21 protein-coding genes are annotated in these 21943 nt (G+C 56.2%); 1 reads left to right on the top strand and 20 read right to left on the bottom strand.

Annotation, left to right across the window (positions count from 1 at the left end):
- Window positions 1-25: 25 nt before the first annotated feature.
- From rpsQ to rpsL, 15 genes are all read right to left on the bottom strand, one after another.
- On the bottom strand, window positions 26-280 hold the full coding sequence (gene rpsQ / locus JHC09_RS13920) for a 30S ribosomal protein S17 (protein ID WP_169194893.1): 255 nt from the start codon (window positions 278-280) through the stop codon (window positions 26-28).
- 12 nt (window positions 281-292) lie between these two features.
- Complete coding sequence (rpmC, locus tag JHC09_RS13915) at window positions 293-487, bottom strand: 50S ribosomal protein L29 (protein WP_169194894.1); 195 nt, start codon at window positions 485-487, stop codon at window positions 293-295.
- 12 nt (window positions 488-499) lie between these two features.
- Window positions 500-913 (bottom strand): 50S ribosomal protein L16, encoded by a 414-nt coding sequence (gene rplP, locus JHC09_RS13910; protein ID WP_169194895.1) that lies wholly within the window; start codon window positions 911-913, stop codon window positions 500-502.
- 15 nt (window positions 914-928) lie between these two features.
- Window positions 929-1660 (bottom strand): 30S ribosomal protein S3, encoded by a 732-nt coding sequence (gene rpsC, locus JHC09_RS13905; protein WP_169194896.1) that lies wholly within the window; start codon window positions 1658-1660, stop codon window positions 929-931.
- Window positions 1660-2040: a 50S ribosomal protein L22 gene (gene rplV, locus JHC09_RS13900; RefSeq protein WP_169194897.1), complete on the bottom strand. Its 381-nt coding sequence runs from the start codon at window positions 2038-2040 to the stop codon at window positions 1660-1662. Before rplV ends, rpsC begins: the two co-directional genes overlap by 1 nt.
- 1 nt (window position 2041) lies before the next feature.
- Window positions 2042-2320 (bottom strand): 30S ribosomal protein S19, encoded by a 279-nt coding sequence (gene rpsS / locus JHC09_RS13895; protein WP_169194898.1) that lies wholly within the window; start codon window positions 2318-2320, stop codon window positions 2042-2044.
- Between the two features lie 4 nt (window positions 2321-2324).
- Window positions 2325-3164 (bottom strand): 50S ribosomal protein L2, encoded by an 840-nt coding sequence (rplB, locus tag JHC09_RS13890; protein WP_169194899.1) that lies wholly within the window; start codon window positions 3162-3164, stop codon window positions 2325-2327.
- Window positions 3165-3180: 16 nt separating this feature from the next.
- Complete coding sequence (locus JHC09_RS13885) at window positions 3181-3474, bottom strand: 50S ribosomal protein L23 (RefSeq protein WP_169194900.1); 294 nt, start codon at window positions 3472-3474, stop codon at window positions 3181-3183.
- Complete coding sequence (gene rplD / locus JHC09_RS13880) at window positions 3471-4091, bottom strand: 50S ribosomal protein L4 (RefSeq protein WP_169194901.1); 621 nt, start codon at window positions 4089-4091, stop codon at window positions 3471-3473. The genes JHC09_RS13885 and rplD overlap by 4 nt, the downstream gene beginning before the upstream one ends.
- A complete protein-coding gene (gene rplC, locus JHC09_RS13875) occupies window positions 4092-4787 on the bottom strand; it encodes a 50S ribosomal protein L3 (protein ID WP_169194902.1) in 696 nt (231 codons plus the stop codon).
- Between the two features lie 84 nt (window positions 4788-4871).
- On the bottom strand, window positions 4872-5180 hold the full coding sequence (gene rpsJ / locus JHC09_RS13870) for a 30S ribosomal protein S10 (protein WP_169194903.1): 309 nt from the start codon (window positions 5178-5180) through the stop codon (window positions 4872-4874).
- A 67-nt stretch (window positions 5181-5247) separates the two neighbouring features.
- Complete coding sequence (gene tuf / locus JHC09_RS13865) at window positions 5248-6438, bottom strand: elongation factor Tu (RefSeq protein ID WP_169194904.1); 1191 nt, start codon at window positions 6436-6438, stop codon at window positions 5248-5250.
- 67 nt (window positions 6439-6505) lie between these two features.
- Window positions 6506-8596, bottom strand: a complete 2091-nt coding sequence (gene fusA, locus JHC09_RS13860; RefSeq protein ID WP_199532428.1) for an elongation factor G — start codon at window positions 8594-8596, stop codon at window positions 6506-6508.
- A 12-nt stretch (window positions 8597-8608) separates the two neighbouring features.
- Window positions 8609-9079, bottom strand: a complete 471-nt coding sequence (rpsG, locus tag JHC09_RS13855) for a 30S ribosomal protein S7 (protein ID WP_169194906.1) — start codon at window positions 9077-9079, stop codon at window positions 8609-8611.
- Window positions 9080-9093: 14 nt separating this feature from the next.
- Entirely contained in the window at window positions 9094-9465 is a 372-nt protein-coding gene (gene rpsL, locus JHC09_RS13850; protein WP_035080811.1) for a 30S ribosomal protein S12, read from the bottom strand.
- A 555-nt stretch (window positions 9466-10020) separates the two neighbouring features.
- Between rpsL and JHC09_RS13845 the strand changes: the two genes are divergently transcribed.
- Complete coding sequence (locus JHC09_RS13845; RefSeq protein ID WP_199532426.1) at window positions 10021-11130, top strand: NAD(P)-binding domain-containing protein; 1110 nt, start codon at window positions 10021-10023, stop codon at window positions 11128-11130.
- A 64-nt stretch (window positions 11131-11194) separates the two neighbouring features.
- Here JHC09_RS13845 and rpoC read toward each other — a convergent pair whose 3' ends face one another.
- From rpoC to rplA, 5 genes are all read right to left on the bottom strand, one after another.
- On the bottom strand, window positions 11195-15376 hold the full coding sequence (rpoC, locus tag JHC09_RS13840) for a DNA-directed RNA polymerase subunit beta' (RefSeq protein ID WP_199532424.1): 4182 nt from the start codon (window positions 15374-15376) through the stop codon (window positions 11195-11197).
- Window positions 15377-15452: 76 nt separating this feature from the next.
- On the bottom strand, window positions 15453-19592 hold the full coding sequence (rpoB, locus tag JHC09_RS13835; RefSeq protein WP_169194909.1) for a DNA-directed RNA polymerase subunit beta: 4140 nt from the start codon (window positions 19590-19592) through the stop codon (window positions 15453-15455).
- A 411-nt stretch (window positions 19593-20003) separates the two neighbouring features.
- Window positions 20004-20375: a 50S ribosomal protein L7/L12 gene (gene rplL / locus JHC09_RS13830; protein WP_169194910.1), complete on the bottom strand. Its 372-nt coding sequence runs from the start codon at window positions 20373-20375 to the stop codon at window positions 20004-20006.
- Between the two features lie 58 nt (window positions 20376-20433).
- Complete coding sequence (gene rplJ / locus JHC09_RS13825) at window positions 20434-20955, bottom strand: 50S ribosomal protein L10 (protein ID WP_169194911.1); 522 nt, start codon at window positions 20953-20955, stop codon at window positions 20434-20436.
- A gap of 292 nt (window positions 20956-21247) precedes the next feature.
- Entirely contained in the window at window positions 21248-21943 is a 696-nt protein-coding gene (rplA, locus tag JHC09_RS13820; RefSeq protein ID WP_169194912.1) for a 50S ribosomal protein L1, read from the bottom strand.

Below are 21943 nucleotides of genomic sequence, written 5' to 3'. Positions count from 1 at the left end.
ACGGTGCGCCGACCTATTGTTTCTCTTACGCAGACACGGAAGAAGAAGCGTTATCCTGGACCAGAGCCCAACGCTTGTTCTTGCTGATCGGCGCAGTTTCTTCGATCCAAACGATCTGACCGATTTTCGCGACGTTATTTTCGTCGTGAGCATGGTACTTCTTGGAACGACGCACGGTCTTTTTCATAACCGGGTGCGTGAAACGGCGCTCGACACGAACCACGATGGTCTTGTCATTGGCGTCGGAGACCACAGTCCCCTGCAAAACGCGCTTTGGCATGGGTTTTATTCCTTACTTAGCTGCGTTCTTTTCGGCGAGGATGGTTTTGATCCGCGCGATATCGCGACGGACTTCCTTCACCCGAGCCGGCTTTTCCAGTTGCTGGGTAGCACGCTGGAAACGCAGGTTGAACTGTTCTTTCTTAAGGTCGACGAGCTGGTCTTTCAGTTCGTCTGCGGTTTTGGCCCGCACATCACTGGAATTCATCACTCGTGTTCCTTAGTCAGCAATACGCGTAACGATACGCGTGGTGATCGGCAGCTTCATTGCACCGAGGCGAAGTGCCTCCTTTGCAACGTCTTCTGGTACGCCGTCAATCTCAAAAACGATACGACCAGGTTTTACACGTGCAGCCCAGTACTCCACGGAGCCCTTACCCTTACCCATACGGACTTCGGTAGGCTTCTTGGAAACAGGCAGATCCGGGAAAATACGGATCCAAACACGACCCTGACGCTTCATTTCGCGAGTGATCGCACGACGCGCAGCTTCGATCTGACGAGCAGTAACACGTTCTGGCTCAGTGGCCTTCAGTGCGTACTGACCGAATGCGAGGGTGGTACCGCCCTTGGCTTCGCCATGGATACGGCCCTTGTGGGCCTTGCGGAACTTAGTTCTCTTTGGTTGCAGCATAATGAACTAACCTTCTTATGCGCGTTCGCGATCGCGGTCGCCACGCTCATGGCGTGGAGAACGCTGACCAGCACCTTCGCCACCTTCGGTAGCGCGACGCTCGTGAGCCGACGGATCATGCTCAAGGACTTCGCCCTTGAAGACCCAGACCTTGATACCGATGATGCCGTAAGTGGTTGCGGCTTCTGCAGTACCGTAGTCGATGTCAGCACGGAGGGTGTGCAGTGGAACGCGACCTTCGCGGTACCATTCGGTACGAGCGATGTCGGCGCCACCAAGACGACCACCAACGTTAACGCGGATACCACCAGCGCCCATACGGATCGCTGTCTGAACCGCACGCTTCATAGCGCGACGGAATGCCACACGGCGTTCGAGCTGCTGGGCAATGCCCTGAGCAACCAGAGTCGCGTCGGTTTCCGGCTTGCGCACTTCAACGATGTTGATGTGCACTTCGCTATCGGTGAACTTCTTCACCTTGGCGCGGATCTTGTCGATGTCTGCGCCCTTCTTGCCGATCACAATGCCTGGACGGGCAGTGTGGATCGACACGCGGCACTTACGGTGCGGGCGTTCGATAACGATCTTGGAAACCGCAGCTGCCTTGAGCTCTTCCATGAGCATGGAACGAATCTTCAGGTCTTCCTGAAGAAGCGTGCCGTACTCACCACGGTTTGCGTACCAGCGGCTGTCCCAAGTGCGATTGATACCGAGACGGAAGCCGATTGGATTGATCTTCTGACCCATTATGCGGCCTCCTCAACTTGACGGACGACGATCGTCAGGTGCGAGAATGGCTTCTCAACACGAGCCGACTTGCCGCGACCACGAGCGTGGAAGCGCTTCATAACCAGCGAGTTACCGACGAAGGCTTCGGCAACAACGAGAGCGTCGCTGTCGAGACCGTGGTTGTTTTCAGCGTTGGCGATGGCGCTTTCCAGCACCTTCTTCACCTGGCCGGCGATACGCTTGTGGCTGAACTCGAGGTCGGACAGAGCACGCTCTACCTTCTTACCACGGATCAACTGCGCGACGAGGTTCAGCTTCTGAGGGCTGATACGCAGCATGCGCAGTACAGCCTTAGCCTCGTTATCCTTGAGAGCGCGCTCAGTCTTTGGCTTGCTCATCTTACTTCCTCTTGGCCTTCTTGTCGGCCGCGTGACCGTAGTAGGTACGGGTCGGCGCGAATTCACCGAACTTGTGGCCAATCATGTCTTCAGTCACGAGGACTGGGACGTGCTTCTGACCATTGTGAACGCCGAACGTGATACCCACGAACTGCGGCAGGATCGTCGAGCGACGCGACCAAATCTTCACCACTTCGTGGCGACCAGATGACGCGGCCTTCTCGGCCTTCTTGAGCAGGTAACCGTCTACGAACGGCCCCTTCCAAATCGAACGGGTCATGTTGTTACCTGCCCTTCTTCACGTGACGGCTACGAACGATAAACTGGTCCGTTGCCTTGTTGGTACGCGTACGCTTGCCCTTAGTTGGCTTGCCCCACGGAGAAACCGGGTGACGGCCACCAGAGGTACGGCCTTCACCACCACCATGTGGGTGGTCGACCGGGTTCATGGTAACACCACGGTTGACTGGCTTGCGGCCGAGCCAACGGTTGCGACCTGCCTTACCGAGCGAGGTGTTAGCGTGGTCCTGGTTGGACACAGCACCAACGGTCGCAAGGCAAGTGCCGTGAACGCGACGCTGTTCACCCGAGTTCAGGCGAAGGATCGCCCAACCGGAGTCACGGCCAACGTACTGAGCATAGGCGCCAGCAGAACGAGCGACCTGACCACCCTTGCGAGGCTTCAGTTCGATGTTGTGCACAATGGTGCCGACCGGCATGCGCTCGAGCGGCATTGCATTGCCTGGCTTCACGTCGACTGCGTTCATGGACGATACAACCTTGTCGCCAGCAGCAAGACGCTGTGGAGCAACGATGTAAGCCAGTTCGCCGTCTTCGTACTTGATCAGAGCGATCCAAGCGGTACGGTTCGGATCGTATTCGAGACGTTCTACGGTCCCGACTGCGTCGAACTTAACGCGCTTGAAATCGATCAAACGGTACGAGCGCTTGTGACCACCACCACGGTGGAAAGCAGTGATGCGGCCGGTGTTATTACGACCACCGGATTTGCTGAGGCCTTCGGTCAAAGCCTTGACCGGTGCACCCTTCCACAGTTCCGAACGATCAGTCGTAACAAGCGTACGACGGCCTTCAGAGGTGGGATTGTAAGTCTTTAGAGCCATTTTTGTCTCTTATCCCTTAGAGGCCGGTCGAGATGTCGATCGACTGACCTTCGGCCAGGGTCACAACTGCCTTCTTGACGTCGTTGCGAACACCAACACGACCACGGAAGCGCTTTACCTTGCCCTTGCGGACCAAAGTGTTAACAGCCTTCACCTTGACCGAGAAAAGCTGTTCAACAGCTGCCTTGATCTCAGTCTTGTTCGCGTCAATAGCAACATCGAAAACGACCTGGTTGGCTTCAGAAGCCATGGTCGACTTTTCCGTCACGACTGGGTTGCGGATAATGTCGTAAGCGGCAAGCTTGTTCATGCGAACCTCGCTTCGAGCGCTTCAAGCGCTGCCTTGGTGAGGACGAGCTTGTCACGCTTCAGGATCGAAACAACGTTGATCCCCTGCACCGGCAGCACGTCGATATTTGGGATGTTGCGAGCAGCAAGAGCAAAGTTCTGGTCAACGGTTGCACCGTCGATGATCAGAGCGTTAAGCCATTCCAGCTTGCCGAAAGTGGTGCGCAGAGCAGCAGTCTTTGCCTGAGCCTGTGCAACGCTGTCGAGAACGATCAGCGAGCCTGCAGCAGCCTTAGCCGAGAGAGCATGCTTGAGAGCCAAAGCACGGACCTTCTTTGGAAGATCGATAGCATGGCTACGCGGAGTTGGACCGAATGCACGGCCGCCACCACGGAACTGAGGAGCCTTACGGTCGCCGTGACGAGCGCCGCCAGAACCCTTCTGCTTTACAAACTTCTTACCGGTCAGTGCACCTTCAGAGCGGTTCTTGACGTCGTGGGTGCCAGCCATAGCCTTAAGCTGCTGGTAGCGAACCATACGGTGAAGAAGGTCAGCACGGACTTCAAGGCCGAACACGGCGTCCTGAAGTTCAACCTTGCCTGCGGACTTACCGTCGAGAGTGGTTACCTGGAGTTCCATTTACTTCGATTCCCCCGCAGCAGCGGCTTCGAACGAACCCGGAAGGGCAACGTTCGCGGGAGCCGGCTTCTTGACGGCGTCCTTGACCATGATCCAAGCACCCTTGGAGCCCGGAACAGAACCCTGAACCATGATCAGACCACGTTCTACGTCGGTCTTCACAACAGTGAGGTTCTGAGTGGTGATGCGACGGTCGCCCATGTGGCCCGGCATCTTCTTATTCTTGAAGGTACGGCCTGGGTCCTGACGCTGACCGGTCGAACCGATCGAGCGGTGAGAGACAGACACACCGTGCGACGCACGAAGACCGCCAAAATTCCAGCGCTTCATACCGCCGGCAAAGCCCTTACCGATAGAGGTACCGGTCACGTCGACCAGCTGACCTTCGGCAAAGTGATCGGCCTTAAGAGTTGCACCAACCTCGATGAGGTTATCAGCGTCAACGCGGAATTCCGCGACGCGACGCTTCGGCTCAACCTTAGCGACAGCATACTGGCCACGTTCGGCCTTGCTGACGTTCTTGGCCTTTGCCTGGCCGGCGCCGAGCTGCAGGGCTACGTAGCCATCCTTCTCGGCGGTCCGCTGAGCTACCACCTGGCAGTTTTGCAGGCTCAGCACCGTTACAGGGACGTGGGATCCGTCCTCTGCAAAGATGCGGGTCATGCCCAGCTTCTGTGCGATCAATCCAGAACGCATAGGTTCTTACCTTTTCAATTGGCGCGCTGCCGGGTCATGGTTTCAGAGGACCCTTTTAACGGCAGGCGCGGAAACTTGTATGCTTTAGAGCTTGATTTCGACGTCGACGCCGGCGGCGAGGTCAAGCTTCATCAACGCATCGACCGTTTGAGGGGTCGGATCCACAATGTCAAGCAAACGCTTGTGGGTACGAATCTCAAACTGCTCACGCGACTTCTTATCGATGTGCGGCGAGCGGTTCACGGTGAACTTGTCGATGTGGGTCGGCAGCGGGATTGGACCGCGAACCTGAGCACCCGTACGCTTGGCGGTGTTGACGATTTCACGAGTCGACGTATCGAGCACGCGATGGTCAAACGCCTTGAGGCGAATGCGAATATTCTGACCGTTCATCTTTTAAATCCTGACAAAAAGGATCGCGGCGCGCAACAAAGCACGCGCCGCGAGTGTCAAATTGTTCTTACTTCAGGATCGTAGCTACGACGCCCGAACCAACAGTACGGCCGCCTTCACGGATAGCGAAGCGGAGCTTCTCTTCCATAGCGATCGGAACGATAAGCTGAACGTTGATATTCAGGTTATCCCCAGGCATCACCATTTCGGTGCCTTCTGGAAGGGTAACGATGCCGGTCACGTCGGTTGTACGGAAGTAGAACTGAGGACGGTAGTTACCGAAGAACGGGGTGTGGCGACCGCCTTCTTCCTTGGTGAGGATGTAAACCTCAGCAGTGAAGTCGGTGTGTGGCTGTACGGAACCTGGCTTGCAGAGAACCTGGCCGCGCTCAACCTGAGTGCGGTCGATACCACGGATCAGCGCGCCAACGTTGTCGCCTGCCTGACCGGAGTCGAGCAGCTTGCGGAACATTTCAACGCCGGTAACGGTGGTCTTCTGGGTTGCCTTGATGCCGACGATTTCGACTTCTTCGCCAACCTTGACGATACCACGTTCAACACGACCGGTCACAACAGTACCGCGACCCGAGATCGAGAACACGTCTTCGATCGGGAGCAGGAACGGCTGGTCAACTGGACGTTCTGGCTGTGGGATGTACGCGTCAACAGCGGCCATCAGTTCGAGAACAGCGTCATGGCCGAGAGCCTTGTTGCTGTCTTCGAGAGCTGCGAGAGCCGAGCCCTTGATGACTGGGATGTCGTCGCCTGGGAATTCGTACGAAGACAGAAGTTCACGAACTTCCATTTCAACGAGTTCGAGCAGTTCAGCGTCGTCAACCATGTCGCACTTGTTCAGGAACACGACCAGTGCTGGAACGCCAACCTGGCGAGCGAGCAGGATGTGTTCGCGAGTCTGTGGCATTGGGCCGTCAGCAGCCGACACAACCAGGATCGCGCCGTCCATCTGAGCAGCGCCGGTGATCATGTTCTTAACATAGTCAGCGTGGCCTGGGCAGTCGACGTGTGCGTAGTGGCGGTTCGCGGTTTCGTATTCAACGTGCGAAGTGTTGATGGTGATACCGCGTGCCTTTTCTTCTGGCGCGCTGTCGATCGACGCATAGTCCTTGAACGCTGCGCCGCCGGATTCAGCCAAAACCTTGGTGATCGCTGCGGTCAGCGAGGTCTTGCCGTGGTCAACGTGACCAATGGTGCCGATGTTGCAATGCGGCTTGGAGCGGGAAAATTTTTCCTTACCCATCGATTTTCTCCAAAATTGTCAGCGCAATCGCCGACTTAAAGTTGAGATTAGTTAGCTTGCGCTGGTTTTAGGCGTACTTCGCCTGGACTTCGTCGGCAACCGCCTGCGGAACCTGTTCGTAGTGATCGAAGACCATGCTGTACTGTGCACGACCCTGGCTCATAGAGCGCAGCGAGTTCACATAGCCGAACATGTTTGCGAGCGGTACGAACGCATTCACGACCTGGACGACACCACGGCTTTCAGTACCCTGGATCTGACCACGACGCGAGTTAAGGTCGCCGATGACGTCACCCATGTAGTCGTCTGGCGTGACAACTTCAACCTTCATGATTGGTTCGAGGATCTTCGGACCAGCTTCACGAAGCGCTTCACGCAGACCTGCACGGCCAGCGATTTCGAACGCGAGAACAGACGAGTCAACGTCGTGGTACGCGCCGTCGACCAGAGTGACCTTAACGTCAACCACTGGGAAGCCGATCAGCGGGCCTGCGCCCATGACCGATTCCATGCCCTTCTGAACGCCTGGGATGTATTCGCGAGGAATAGCACCACCGACGATCGAGTTCACGAACTCGAAGCCCTTGCCAACTTCACCGGGTTCAACAGTGAACTTGATACGAGCGAACTGACCCGAACCACCAGACTGCTTCTTGTGGCTGTAGTCCTTGTCCGACTTGCGCGTGATCGTTTCACGATACGCAACCTGCGGCTGACCGATGTTCGCTTCGACCTTGAATTCACGCTTCATACGATCGACGAGAATATCAAGGTGAAGTTCACCCATACCCGAAATGATCGTCTGGCCCGATTCTTCGTCGGTCTTAACGCGGAACGATGGATCTTCAGCAGCCAGGCGGTTCAGGGCGAGGCCCATCTTTTCCTGGTCGGCCTTGGACTTTGGTTCGACGGAGATGTCGATAACCGGATCCGGGAAGATCATACGTTCAAGGATAACCTGTGCGTTCGCTGGGGTCAGGGTATCACCAGTGGTGGTGTCCTTGAGACCAACGATAGCAACGATATCGCCTGCGTAAGCTTCAGTGATCTGCTCGCGGCTGTTTGCGTGCATCTGGAACATGCGGCCAACGCGTTCGCGCTTGCCCTTCACGGTGTTTTCCAGCTGAATGCCAGCTTCGAGGTGACCCGAATAGATGCGGCAGAAAGTCAGCGAACCCATGTGCGGGTCGTTGGCGATCTTGAACGCCAGCATGGAGAGCGGCTCGTTGTCGTCAGCGTGACGTTCGATTGGCTCTTCAGTCTTCGCGTCGATACCCTGGATAGCAGGAACGTCGGTCGGAGCTGGCAGGAAGTCGATAACGCCATCGAGGAGCGGCTGAACGCCCTTGTTCTTGAAGGCAGAGCCAGCAAAAACGAGGAAGAACTTCGCATCGATAACGCCACGGCGAAGCAGACGACGGATGGTATCGTTGTCCGGTGTTTCACCGTTCAGATACGCTTCCATTGCTGCATCGTCCATTTCGACGGCAGCTTCGATCAGCTTTTCGCGGTATTCGACAGCCTTGTCCTTCAGATCCGCTGGGATCTCAAGAACGTCCCAGGCAGCGCCGAGTTCTTCGTTCTGCCAGACGAGTGCCTTCATCTCGATGAGATCGACAACGCCCTTGAACTCGGTTTCAGCGCCGATTGGCAGCTGAGCCGCGACGCCCTTGGCACCGAGACGCGAACCGATCATTTCGAGGCAGCGGTAGAAGTCAGCGCCGATCTTGTCCATCTTGTTGACGAAGATGAGACGTGGAACGTTGTACTTGTCAGCCTGGCGCCAAACGGTTTCAGTCTGAGGTTCAACACCAGCGTTCGCATCGAGCAGAGCAACAGCACCGTCGAGCACGCGCAGCGAACGTTCTACTTCAATGGTGAAGTCAACGTGGCCGGGGGTGTCGATGATGTTGAAGCGGTGCTGCACGCCATCACGCGAGGTCCACGAAGTCGTGGTCGCTGCGGAAGTGATGGTGATGCCGCGTTCCTGCTCCTGCTCCATCCAGTCCATGGTCGAAGCGCCATCGTGGGTTTCACCCATCTTATGGTTCTTGCCAGTGTAATACAGGATGCGTTCAGTCGTAGTGGTCTTGCCAGCATCGATGTGAGCCATGATGCCGAAGTTACGGTACAGATTGATCGGAGTGGTACGTGCCATAATCGGTTCCTACTACCAGCGGTAGTGCGAGAATGCACGGTTGGCGTCAGCCATACGGTGCGTGTCTTCGCGCTTCTTAACGGCCTGACCACGGCCGTTCATAGCATCCATGAGTTCGCCGGAAAGACGCTCACGCATGGTGTTTTCGCCGCGCTTACGAGCGGACTCGATGAGCCAACGAATGGCCAGAGCCTGCTGACGGTCAGCACGAACTTCGACAGGAACCTGGTACGTAGCACCGCCAACGCGACGCGAACGAACTTCAACAGCCGGACGGATGTTGTCCAGAGCGCCGTGGAACACGGTGACTGGATCCTGCTTGGTCTTGGTTTCTACGATGTCAAAAGCACCGTAGACGATGGATTCGGCGGCGGACTTCTTGCCGTCGAGCATCAGGTAATTCATGAACTTGGAGACGACGAGATCACCGAACTTTGGGTCCGGAATAACGTCACGCTTCTCTGCACGGTGGCGACGGGACATGACTCAAATACTCCTTACTTCGGACGCTTCGCGCCGTACTTCGAACGGCGTTGCTTACGATCCTTGACACTCTGCGTATCAAGAACACCGCGAAGCACGTGGTAACGAACACCTGGCAAGTCGCGTACGCGGCCGCCACGGATCAGAACAACAGAGTGCTCCTGCAGGTTGTGACCTTCGCCCGGAATGTAGGAGATCACTTCGCGCTGGTTGGTGAGACGTACCTTGGCAACCTTACGCAGTGCCGAGTTCGGCTTCTTTGGGGTCGTCGTGTACACACGGGAGCAAACGCCACGCTTCTGCGGGTTCGCTTCCATGGCGGGAACTTTGTTCCGCTTTGGCTTGCTGGCGCGTGGCTTGCGGATCAGCTGATTAATGGTGGGCATTGCGCTCTTTCCATTGGTCCAAATTTATAAACGGTCAACACAAGCAAACCAAAGCGACGCCCACCTCACCCCATTAAGGATGCGGCAGCGCCTCAGTTGCAGAGGACCACCCGCCCTATTACAGGCAGCAGTCATGCGCACAAGGATTTACTTCGTCTAATACCCGACAGTGTGTTTGATTGCCCTGGATTCCCGCTCTAGGTGGCAGGGACCCGGTGTGACAATCACGACCGACCGCTAAGGTAGGGGCTGTTTAGAGCCGATGACTCGCTCCGTCAAGGATTCTTTCTTGAACAACTCGAAGGGAAGCTATGCGTTTCCGGGGGTTCGGCGGGTCAAGAGCTTTTTCGAAAACCTGACGGATTAAGTAAAAACCGTTCGGCGGCAAACACGAAATTACATTAACGAATTTTTCGCCACGGTTAACAAATCCACAATTCCGGCACTTCTGGCCTCTGTTCACACCTGCTTGAGGCGTTACCTCGAGGTGAAAGTTGACACGCAAAATGGATCAACCCACTCGCGTTCTCAAATCATTTGCGCTCAAATGTCGCTATGATCGCTCCGCTGCCCCGCAGCCCGAATACGGCCCTAAAAACAAACATTGTCATCATCGGCGCTGGGCAGGCTGGACTCAGTGCTGCTTATCATCTCACCCGCATGGGCTATGTGGCGCGTCGCGACTTCTATGTCTTAGACGCCAACCCCAACCCTGGCGGCGCTTGGCAACACCGTTGGCCCTCACTCACCCTCTCGACGGTCAATCGGGTTCACGACTTGCCGGGCATGCAGTTCGGCGCTTTCGCCAGTGGCCCAACGGTTCAAGCTGCACAAGCCGTACCCGCATATTACACGGCCTATGAAGCCCGTTTTGATCTTGAGGTTGTGCGCCCCATACGGGTGCAAGTGGTCTGCGACCGTGGCGAGCGCTTTCGTGTCGAAACCGATAAGGGCCTGCTCTCCGCCCGGGGCATCATCAACGCCACAGGCACTTGGGAAAAGCCCTATATCCCAGCCTACCCCGGTGCAGACACCTTCCTTGGCACCCAGCTCCACACCAAGGACTATCAAACCGCCGAGCGCTTTATCGGCCAGCATGTTCTCATCGTTGGCGGCGGCATTTCAGCGATCCAGCTGCTCGACGAGATATCGCAAGTCACTCAAACCACATGGGTCACCCGCACACCGCCGCGCTTCCGTACAGGACCGTTTGATGAAGCCGCGGGCCGCGCCGCCGTCGCCATGGTCGAGGACCGCGTGCGTCAGGGTCTTCCTCCCAAGGCCGTCGTATCGGTGACTGGCTTACCCGTCACCCCCGCCGTCGAAGCCATGCAGCGGCGCGGCGTACTCAACCGCCTCCCCATGTTCTCTGAGATTACCTCCACCGGCGTCCGTTGGGCGGACGGACAAGAGCGCGCTGTCGATACCATCTTATGGTGCACCGGATTCCAGTCAGCGCTCGATCATCTCGCGCCGCTGAACCTGCGCGAACAATCCGGCGGCATTATCATGACCGGCCGTCTCGCCACCCAAGTGGCCAAAGATCCCCGTATTCATTTGGTTGGCTATGGCCCTTCGGCGTCAACCGTAGGGGCCAACCGCGCTGGCGCCGCGGCCACGCGCGAGCTCATCGACTACCTCGGCTTGCAGCCTCCCACCCCCTGAGTTCAATCGGCAGAGACAAAAAAGGGGCCCCGAAGGGCCCCTTTCCTATTCAATGTCTTGTCGCTTAGCGGCGCGGAGCAGCAATTGCTGCTGTCTCTGCCTGACGACGGCGTTCTTCCAGGATCAGCTCGTCGCGCTTCTGCGCAATCAGCTTCGCCTTGGTCTGGCCTGCGCCGGTACCGGCTGGGATCAGACGGCCAACGATCACGTTTTCCTTCAGGCCTTCGAGAAGGTCGGCCTTGCCGGAAACGGCAGCTTCGGTCAGCACGCGGGTCGTTTCCTGGAAGGAAGCGGCCGAGATGAACGAACGGGTCTGCAGCGATGCCTTGGTGATACCGAGCAGAACTGGGTTAGCAGTCGCTGGCTTCTTGCCATCGGCAACGAGCGCGTCGTTGAGTTCATCGAAGTCGAGCTTGTCGAGCTGTTCATCCTTCAGCAGACCGGAGTCGCCTGGGGTGACGATTTCGACCTTCTGCAGCATCTGACGAACAATCACTTCGATGTGCTTGTCGTTAATCAGAACGCCCTGCAGACGATACACTTCCTGAATTTCGTTCACGAGGTAACGAGCCAGTTCTTCAACGCCCTTGATCGCAAGGATGTCGTGTGGAGCTGGGTTGCCGTCCAGGATGTATTCGCCCTTTTCGATGGTGTCGCCTTCCTGGAGGTGGAATGGCTTGCCCTTCGGGATCAGGTACTCAACGGCTTCTGCACCGTCTTCGTTTGGCTCGATGATGATGCGGCGCTTGTTCTTGTAGTCGCGGCCAAAGCGGATCGTACCATCGATTTCGGCGATGATAGCGTGGTCCTTTGGACGACGAGCTTCAAAGAGTTCAGCAACGCGTGGCAGACCGCCGGTGATGTCCTTGGTCTTCGCGCTTTCGAGCGGGATACGAGCAAGAATGTCACCTGGCGAGACCTTTTCACCCGGCTCAACGTTGATAACAGCATCAACGGAAAGCAGGTAACGAGCGTCACCACCACGTTCAACCTTAGCGACCGAACCACCACGGTTAATCACGAGTGCAGGCTTGAGGCCTTCACCGCGCTGATTGCCGCGCCAGTCGATAACAACGCGCTTGGTGAAGCCTGTTGCTTCGTCGGTGTTTTCCGCAACGGAAACGCCGTCGTTCAGGTCTTCAAACTGCGCTTCGCCTTCAACTTCAGCCAGGATCGGACGGGTGTACGGATCCCATTCAGCCAGACGCTGGCCGCGACGAACATTGTCGCCAGCCTTTACGAGGAGCTTGGAGCCGTAAGCAACCTTATGGACTGCGCGTTCCTTGCCTTCGCCATCAACGATAACGAGAGCAACGTTACGAGCCATAACCACCTGCTTGCCGTCTGCGACGTTAGCGAGGTTGGAGTTACGAACTTCGATCTTACCTTCAGCGCCGGACTCGAGGAACGAGCTGTCAACAACCTGTGCCGTACCACCAATGTGGAACGTACGCATGGTCAGCTGAGTGCCTGGTTCACCGATCGACTGTGCAGCGATAACGCCGACAGCTTCACCCATGTTGACCGGCGTGCCGCGTGCAAGGTCACGACCATAGCAGGCCGCGCAGCAACCCTGACGCATTTCGCAAGTCAGTGGCGAACGGATACGGATCGACTGAATACGCGCGTCTTCGATGATCTCGATGTGCTTTTCGTCGAGCAGAATGCCCTTCGGAGCAATGAGGTCACCGGTGAGCGGGTGGAACACGTCATCCGCAGTCGTACGACCAAGGATACGCTGACCGATCGAAGCAACGACCTGACCGGCGTCCACGATGGGCTCCATGGTCAGACCCTTTTCGGTGCCGCAGTCGTCGACCACAATGATCGCATCCTGAGCAACGTCCACGAGACGACGGGTCAAGTAACCCGAGTTCGCGGTCTTCAACGCGGTATCAGCAAGACCCTTACGAGCACCGTGCGAGGAGTTGAAGTACTCAAGAACGTTGAGGCCTTCCTTGAAGTTCGCGGTGATCGGCGTCTCAATGATCGAGCCGTCTGGACGAGCCATAAGGCCGCGCATACCAGCAAGCTGCTTCATCTGTGCTGGTGAACCACGAGCACCCGAGTGGCTCATCATGTAAACCGAGTTGATCGGCTTCTGACGACCGGTTTCCTTATCGATCTGAACGGCAGCAATGCCCTTCATCATCTCTTCGGCAACCTTGTCACCACACTTCGCCCAGGCGTCGACAACCTTGTTGTACTTTTCGCCCTGGGTGATGAGACCGTCGTTGTACTGCTGTTCGAATTCTTCGACCAGCTTACGGGTTTCATCAACCATGGTGTACTTCGCGGCCGGGATAACCATGTCATCCTTACCGAACGAAATACCGGCGTCACATGCGTTCTTGAAACCAAGCTGCATGACGCGGTCACAGAAAATGACGGTCTCCTTCTGACCGCAACCGCGATACACGGTGTCGATCATCTTCGAGATCATTTTCTTCGTCATCAACTGGTTTGCAGTCGAGTACGGAACGGTTGGGTGCTTCGGCAGGATCTGACCGATGAGCATACGGCCCGGGGTCGTGTCCACGATCTCGGTGATTTCCTTGCCGTTCTCGTCCCAAGCAGGCACGCGGGCCTTAATCTTGGTGTGGAGCGTGACAACGTCATTGTCGAGCGCGTGTTCGAGTTCAGCATAAGAGCCGAACGCCATGCCTTCACCTGGCTCACCGTCGTTAGCGAGCGAGAGATAGTAGAGGCCCAGAACAATGTCCTGCGACGGCACGATGATCGGCTGACCATTCGCAGGGTGCAGAATGTTGTTGGTCGACATCATCAGAACGCGTGCTTCCAGCTGCGCTTCGAGCGACAGCGGAACGTGCACAGCCATCTGGTCGCCGTCAAAGTCAGCGTTAAACGCCGAGCAAACGAGTGGGTGCAGACGGATTGCCTTCCCTTCGATCAGGATCGGCTCGAATGCCTGAATGCCCAGACGGTGAAGGGTCGGAGCGCGGTTCAGCAGAACCGGGTGCTCGCGGATCACTTCTTCCAGGATATCCCAGACTTCTGGCTTTTCCTTCTCAACAAGCTTCTTGGCCTGCTTGACGGTCGAGCTAAAGCCCTTGGCTTCAAGGCGCGAGTAGATGAACGGCTTGAACAGTTCCAGAGCCATCTTCTTTGGAAGACCGCACTGGTGCAGCTTGAGGTATGGACCAACGGTAATAACCGAACGACCCGAATAGTCGACGCGCTTACCGAGCAAGTTCTGACGGAAGCGGCCCTGCTTGCCCTTGAGCATGTCAGAGAGCGACTTGAGCGGACGCTTGTTCGCACCGGTGATGGTACGACCGCGACGGCCGTTATCGAACAGCGCGTCAACAGCTTCCTGAAGCATACGCTTTTCGTTACGGATAATGATGTCCGGCGCACGCAGCTCGATCAGGCGCTTGAGGCGGTTGTTACGGTTGATCACGCGACGATACAGATCGTTCAGATCCGAAGTCGCGAAACGACCACCATCCAATGGCACAAGCGGACGCAGTTCCGGTGGGATCACCGGAATAACGGTCATGATCATCCATTCTGGCTTGTTGCCAGAAACAATGAACTGCTCAACGATCTTAAGACGCTTTGCGAGCTTCTTTGGCTTCAGTTCGGTGGTGGATTCCGCGATTTCTACACGCAGATCACCAGCGATCTTTTCCAGATCAAGCGCCAGCAGAATGTCACGGATAGCTTCCGCGCCGATCTTGGCGGTGAAGCTGTCAGCACCGTACTCGTCCTGTGCGTCGAGGTACTGTTCTTCTGTAAGAAGTTCGTTCAGCGTGAACGGGGTCAGACCCGGATCGAGAACGACATAGTTTTCGAAGTACAGAATACGTTCGATGTCTTTCAGAGTCATATCGAGCAGAAGCGCGATACGGCTTGGAAGCGACTTCAGGAACCAGATGTGCGCAACTGGAGCTGCCAGCTCGATGTGGCCCATGCGCTCGCGACGAACGCGGCTCAGGGTAACTTCAACACCGCACTTCTCGCAGATGACGCCCTTGAACTTCATACGCTTGTACTTGCCGCACAAGCATTCGTAGTCCTTTACGGGGCCAAAGATACGCGCACAGAACAGACCATCGCGTTCAGGCTTGAACGTACGATAGTTGATGGTTTCTGGCTTTTTGATTTCGCCGTACGACCAGGACAGGATTTTTTCCGGCGACGCGATCGAGATTTTCATCTGATCAAATGTCTGCACGGGGAGCCCTGGGTTGAACGGGTCCATAACGTGGGAATGATGGTTCATCAGTTCTCTCCTCTATCCGCCCAGGCAGCGTTTTAACGCGCCTGAACGGAAGGTGATTAGGATTGGAAGTGCCGGATTATTCCGCCGCTTCCTGAGGAGGCGCGAGCTCCGCTTCTGCCTGGTTTTCCAGGTCCTTGTCCCGCATGTCGAGTTCGACATTGAGACCGAGGGACCGGATTTCCTTAACCAGAACGTTGAAGCTTTCCGGAATGCCCGCTTCGAAGGTATCGTCACCACGGACAATGGCTTCGTAGACCTTGGTACGACCCGCCACGTCGTCCGACTTGATGGTGAGCATTTCCTGCAGCGTGTAGGCGGCGCCATACGCTTCAAGAGCCCAAACTTCCATCTCACCGAAGCGCTGACCACCGAACTGTGCCTTACCACCAAGCGGCTGCTGGGTGACGAGGGAGTACGGCCCAATCGAGCGCGCGTGGATCTTGTTGTCGACCAAGTGGTCGAGCTTCAGCATGTAGATGTAGCCAACAGTAACCTGACGGTCGAACTGTTCACCGGTACGGCCGTCAAAGACGGTCGACTGGCCAGAGGCCTTCAGACCTGCACGCTCCAGCATCTCAACGATGTTGTGTTCCTTCGCGCCGTCAAACACTGGCGTTGCGATGGAAACACCCTTCGAGAGGTGCTCGCCGAGACGAACCAGACCGTCGTCATCGAGATCGCGAAGCTGTTCGTCGTTCGAGAACAGTTCCTTGATTTCGCTGCGCAGTGGCTGGAGATCGCCCTTGGAGTGATATTCGCGAACCATCTTGTCGATGCGCTTACCAAGACCGGCACACGCCCAACCAAGGTGCGTTTCGAGAATCTGACCCACGTTCATACGCGACGGAACACCGAGTGGGTTCAGCACGATATCAACCGAGGTACCATCTTCAAGGTATGGCATGTCTTCGACTGGAACGATGCGCGAAACCACGCCCTTGTTCCCGTGACGACCGGCCATCTTGTCGCCTGGCTGGATCTTACGCTTGGTCGCGATAAAGACCTTGACCATCTTCATCACGCCAGGAGGCAGTTCGTCGCCACGCTGGAGCTTGTCGACCTTGTCGATGAAGCGCTGTTCGAGCAGACGGCGGCTTTCTTCATACTGAGCATGAAGCGCTTCCATCTCGGTCATGACCTTGTCGTCATCAACCGCGAACTGCCACCACTTCGCGCGCGGCTGCGCTTCGAAGATGGAGTCGTTCAGGCGCGTACCAACTACATAGCCCTTTGGACCAGCAGTTGCGGCCTTACCGAACAGCATTTCCTTGAGACGCGCATAGACGTTACGGTCGAGGATCGACTGTTCGTCGTCACGGTCCTTAGCCAGACGTTCGATTTCTTCGCGCTCGATAGCCATCGCGCGCTCGTCCTTGTCGATACCATGACGGTTAAAGACGCGGACTTCCACGACAGTACCGGCGTCGCCTGGTGGCACGCGCAGCGACGTATCGCGAACGTCAGAAGCCTTTTCACCGAAGATAGCGCGCAGGAGCTTTTCTTCTGGCGTCATTGGCGATTCACCCTTCGGGGTGATCTTGCCAACCAGAATGTCGCCCGGCTGAACTTCAGCACCGATGTGAACGATACCCGCTTCGTCGAGGCTCTTCAGCGCTTCTTCCGAAACGTTCGGAATGTCGCGCGTGATTTCTTCTGGGCCAAGCTTGGTGTCGCGAGCCATAACTTCATATTCTTCGATGTGGATCGAAGTGAAGACGTCCTGCATCGCAATCTTTTCAGACAGCAGGATGGAGTCTTCGTAGTTATAGCCGTTCCACGGCATGAACGCGACGAGCACGTTACGGCCGAGAGCCAGATCACCGAGTTCGGTCGAAGGACCGTCTGCAATGATGTCGCCAGAGTTAATGTGGTCGCCAACGACAACCAGCGGACGCTGATTGATACAGGTCGACTGGTTCGAACGCTGGAACTTCATCAGATTGTAGATGTCGACGCCCGAACGCGACGCATCGGTTTCTTCCGTTGCACGGATAACGATACGGGTCGCGTCAACCTGGTCGACGATACCGGTACGCTTGGCAACGATAGCAGCGCCCGAGTCACGAGCAACGATTGGCTCCATGCCGGTACCGACAAACGGTGCTTCTGCGCGCAGCAGAGGCACAGCCTGACGCTGCATGTTCGAGCCCATCAGAGCGCGGTTAGCGTCGTCGTTTTCAAGGAACGGAATAAGCGATGCCGCAACCGAAACCATCTGCTTCGGGGAAACGTCCATAAGGTCGACGTTTTCCTTCGGGGTCAGGCCGTTGTCACCGGCGTGGCGAGCCACAACCAGATCATGCATCAGCGTGCCGTCTGGATTGAACTCAGCATTCGCCTGCGCGACGTAGTGCTTAGCCTCTTCCATAGCGGAGAGGTAGACAACGTCTTCGGTCAGCTTGCCGTCAACGATCTTGCGGTAAGGGGTTTCGATGAAACCGTACTTATTGACGCGCGCGAAGGTCGAGAGCGAGTTGATCAGACCGATGTTCGGGCCTTCCGGCGTTTCAATCGGGCAGATACGGCCGTAGTGGGTCGGGTGAACGTCACGGACTTCAAAGCCTGCGCGTTCACGGGTCAGACCACCAGGTCCAAGTGCCGAAAGACGACGCTTGTGGGTGATTTCCGAAAGCGGATTGGTCTGATCCATGAACTGCGACAGCTGCGAGGAGCCGAAGAATTCACGAACTGCAGCAGCAGCCGGCTTAGCGTTGATCAGATCCTGCGGCATGACAGTGTCGATTTCGACAGAGCTCATACGCTCCTTGATCGCGCGTTCCATACGCAGCAGACCGAGGCGGTAGGAGTTTTCCATCAATTCGCCAACAGAGCGAACGCGACGGTTGCCGAGGTTGTCGATGTCGTCGATTTCACCGCGACCATCGCGCAGATCAACCAGCGTACGAACAACTTCAACAATGTCTTCCTTGCGCAGGGTGCGCATGGTGTCTGGAGCATCGAGCTCAAGACGCATGTTCATCTTGACGCGACCAACGGCCGAAAGGTCGTAGCGCTCGCTATCGAAGAACAGCGACTGGAACATCGCTTCTGCAGTTTCGACGGTTGGTGGTTCACCCGGACGCATCACGCGGTAGATGTCGAACAGCGCGTCTTCACGCGACTCGTTCTTGTCCACGGCAAGGGTGTTACGGATGTAAGCACCGATGGTGATGTGGTCGATGTCGAGGATCGGCAGATCGTGATAGCCGAGGTCAACCAGCTTAACGAGAAGCTTCTCGTCCAGCTCGTCGCCAGCTTCAGCGTAGATTTCACCGGTCTTAAGGTTGACGATGTCCTCGGCCAGATACATGCCGTAGAGGTCTTCGTCGGTCGCCAGCAAGTGGGTCAGACCGTTTTCAGCCAGCTTCTTAGCCTGACGTGCAGACAGCTTCTTGCCGCCTTCGTGCACGACGTCGCCAGTTGCCGCGTCGATGAGGTCGTGGGTTGGCTTTGCGCCCTTCCACTTTTCCGCATCGTAAGGAACGCGCCAGCCGCTCTCGGTCTTTTCGTACTCAAGCTTGGTGTAATAGGTGTCGAGGATTTCCTCGGCATCCATGCCAAGCGCCTTGAGCAGCGAAGTAACCGGGATCTTACGACGACGGTCGATACGTGCGTAGACGATATCCTTGGCGTCGAATTCGATGTCGAGCCAGGAACCGCGGTATGGAATGATACGGCCAGCAAACAGCAGCTTGCCAGACGAGTGGGTCTTGCCCTTATCGTGATCGAAGAACACGCCCGGCGAACGGTGCATCTGCGAAACGATAACGCGTTCAGTACCGTTGACGATAAAGGTACCGTTGGACGTCATGAACGGCATATCGCCCATGTAAACGTCCTGCTCCTTGATGTCCTTAACGGAACGAGCATTGGTTTCTTCGTCGACTTCAAAAACGATCAGACGCAGCGTGACCTTGAGCGGGGCAGCGAAAGTGATATCGCGCGCACGGCACTCATCAATGTCATACTTTGGCTGCTCGAATTCGTAACGAACGAATTCAAGGCTTGCCGTATTGGCAAAATCGGTGATCGGGAAGACCGAACGAAAGACCGACTGAAGGCCTTCGTCTGGACGACCAGCCTTAGGCTCATCAACGAGAAGAAACTGATCATAAGAAGCCTTTTGGACTTCGATCAGGTTTGGCATCTCCGTGACTTCGCGGATCGAGCCGAAGGACTTGCGTACCTTACGGCGGCCGTTGAACGTGGTAGCCATGAACGCTCCTGTTTATGTTTTGGGGCACCAATCCGGATCGCAACGTTCCGGTAGACGCCCTCGCTTGTCTCGGAGGCAGATATCCAAAGACCCGACTATCAGCCGTCGGCGCTCGGGATATATGCCTTGGTAGTCAAAAAATTTTGGGCCGCAGACATCTCAAAATCCACTTTCGACCCGAAAAGTAGATCAATTGCTCGTTACAAACGCCAATTCCCCGCTCGTGGAGAAATCCACGGCGAGGTCTTCAAAGGCTTAAAACGCGCCTGAGACATCCAAATTCGTCATATATTTCCGCAAATTAGCGCTGAAACCCATCCAATCGGCTCAGCGAATCGTCCCTATTAGAAACGACAAAGGCGAGATGGCACATATAGCGCCACCCCGCCAAATACAAGGGGTAAACTCAGATTACTTGAGTTCGACCTTTGCGCCAGCTTCTTCAAGCTTCTTCTTGATGTCTTCAGCTTCAGCCTTCGACACGCCTTCCTTGAGGGCCTTTGGAGCGCCTTCAACGAGTGCCTTAGCTTCGCCGAGACCGAGACCGGTGATCGCGCGAACTTCCTTGATCACGTTGATCTTGTTGTCGCCGAACGATGCCAGGATGACGTCGAATTCGGTCTTTTCTTCAGCAGCAGCAGCTGGAGCGCCGCCAGCGGCAGCAACAGCAACTGGAGCAGCAGCAGAAACGCCCCACTTTTCTTCGAGAAGCTTGGAAAGCTCGGAAGCTTCCAGAACGGTCAAAGCGGAAAGTTCGTCTACGATTTTGGCGAGATCAGCCATTTGAGAATCTCTCTTTATTAGGTGTTAGTTCAAACCAGTCCCATAAGGGACAATGGGGTTACGCTGCTTCGTTGCTCTTTTCCGCATGAGCGGCCAACACGCGCGCGATACCACCAGCCGGCGCCACGATAACCGACGCGATACGGGTTGCTGGCTGCTTGAGCATACCAGCGAGCGTTGCGCGCAGTTCGTTGAGCGAAGGCATAGTCGCCAGCGCCTTGACGTTATTCGCGTCAAGAGCGGTCGGGCCCATCACGCCACCAAGAACGACAAACTTTGCGTTCTTGTCAGCGAACTTCTGCGCCAGCTTTGGCGCAACCATGGGATCTTCCGCATAAGCGATGACGATCGGACCTGTGAACAGGGCCGAAATGTCCGCGTGATCGGTTTCTTTAAGAGCAAGCTTGGCAAGACGGTTCTTCGCGACCTTCACGTAGCCACCTGCAGTCTTCACCTCACGGCGAAGCGACTCCAGATTAGCTACGGTCAGACCGGTGTTCTGCGCGAGTACGATCGACCCAGCGCCCGAAAGGGCTGACTGAAGCGATGCGACAAGCTCACGCTTTTCCGTTCTGTCCACGGCTAGTCTCCACATAAAGCTCAGCAGATAAATGCTGAGCCATTGCCAATTGCTGCCCTCCCCCAAAAGGGAGGAGCAACGGTTAAACGCCTGTCAACCGCGCTGCCCGGCAGGGCAACTGGCCTGGTTCGAACACACCCTGCCCTTTCGGACCGAATATTGTTCTCACCCCATCTATGCTGGCATCTTTCGATATTAAGCGGACCCAAATTGGTCAGCACCGGCAGTCTCGGACAGGACTTAACGTCCCCAGGAGGGACGATACTGGGCGGCGTACCGCTCAGAATTCTTATTACTTGATGGCCGAAGCTGGCTCAACATGGACGCCTGGGCCCATGGTCGAGGAAACTGCAACCTTCTTGACGTAGGTGCCCTTAGCGCCAGCTGGCTTGGACTTCACAACTGCGTCGGTGAAAGCCTTGATGTTCTGGAGAAGTGCTTCTTCCGAGAACGAGACCTTACCAATACCTGCGTGGATGATACCGGCCTTTTCAACGCGGTACTCAACAGCACCGCCCTTGGCAGCGCCGACAGCACCCTTAACGTCCATGGTCACGGTGCCAACCTTAGGGTTTGGCATCAAGTTGCGTGGGCCGAGGATCTTACCAAGACGACCAACGAGTGGCATCATGTCTGGGGTAGCGATACAACGGTCGAAGTCGAGCTTACCGCCCTGGATGATTTCCAGGAGGTCTTCTGCGCCAACGATGTCTGCACCAGCAGCCTTAGCTTCGTCAGCCTTAGCGCCACGTGCGAAAACAGCAACGCGAACAGTCTTACCGGTGCCGTTTGGCAGGGTAACAACGCCACGAACCATCTGGTCAGCGTGACGTGGGTCAACACCGAGGTTCATTGCGATTTCGACGGTTTCGTCAAACTTAGCCGAAGCCTTGGACTTAACCAGCGTGATGGCTTCTTCGAGACCATACAGCTTGGTACGGTCGATACCTTCACGGCCAGCAGCGACCTTCTTAGCGATCTTTGCCAT

Source organism: Devosia sp. MC532, from assembly GCF_016461625.1.
Classification (GTDB): Bacteria; Pseudomonadota; Alphaproteobacteria; order Rhizobiales; family Devosiaceae; genus Devosia.
The sequence above is the reverse complement of the archived record's forward strand: the minus strand, read 5'-3'. Positions and strand labels throughout refer to the sequence as shown.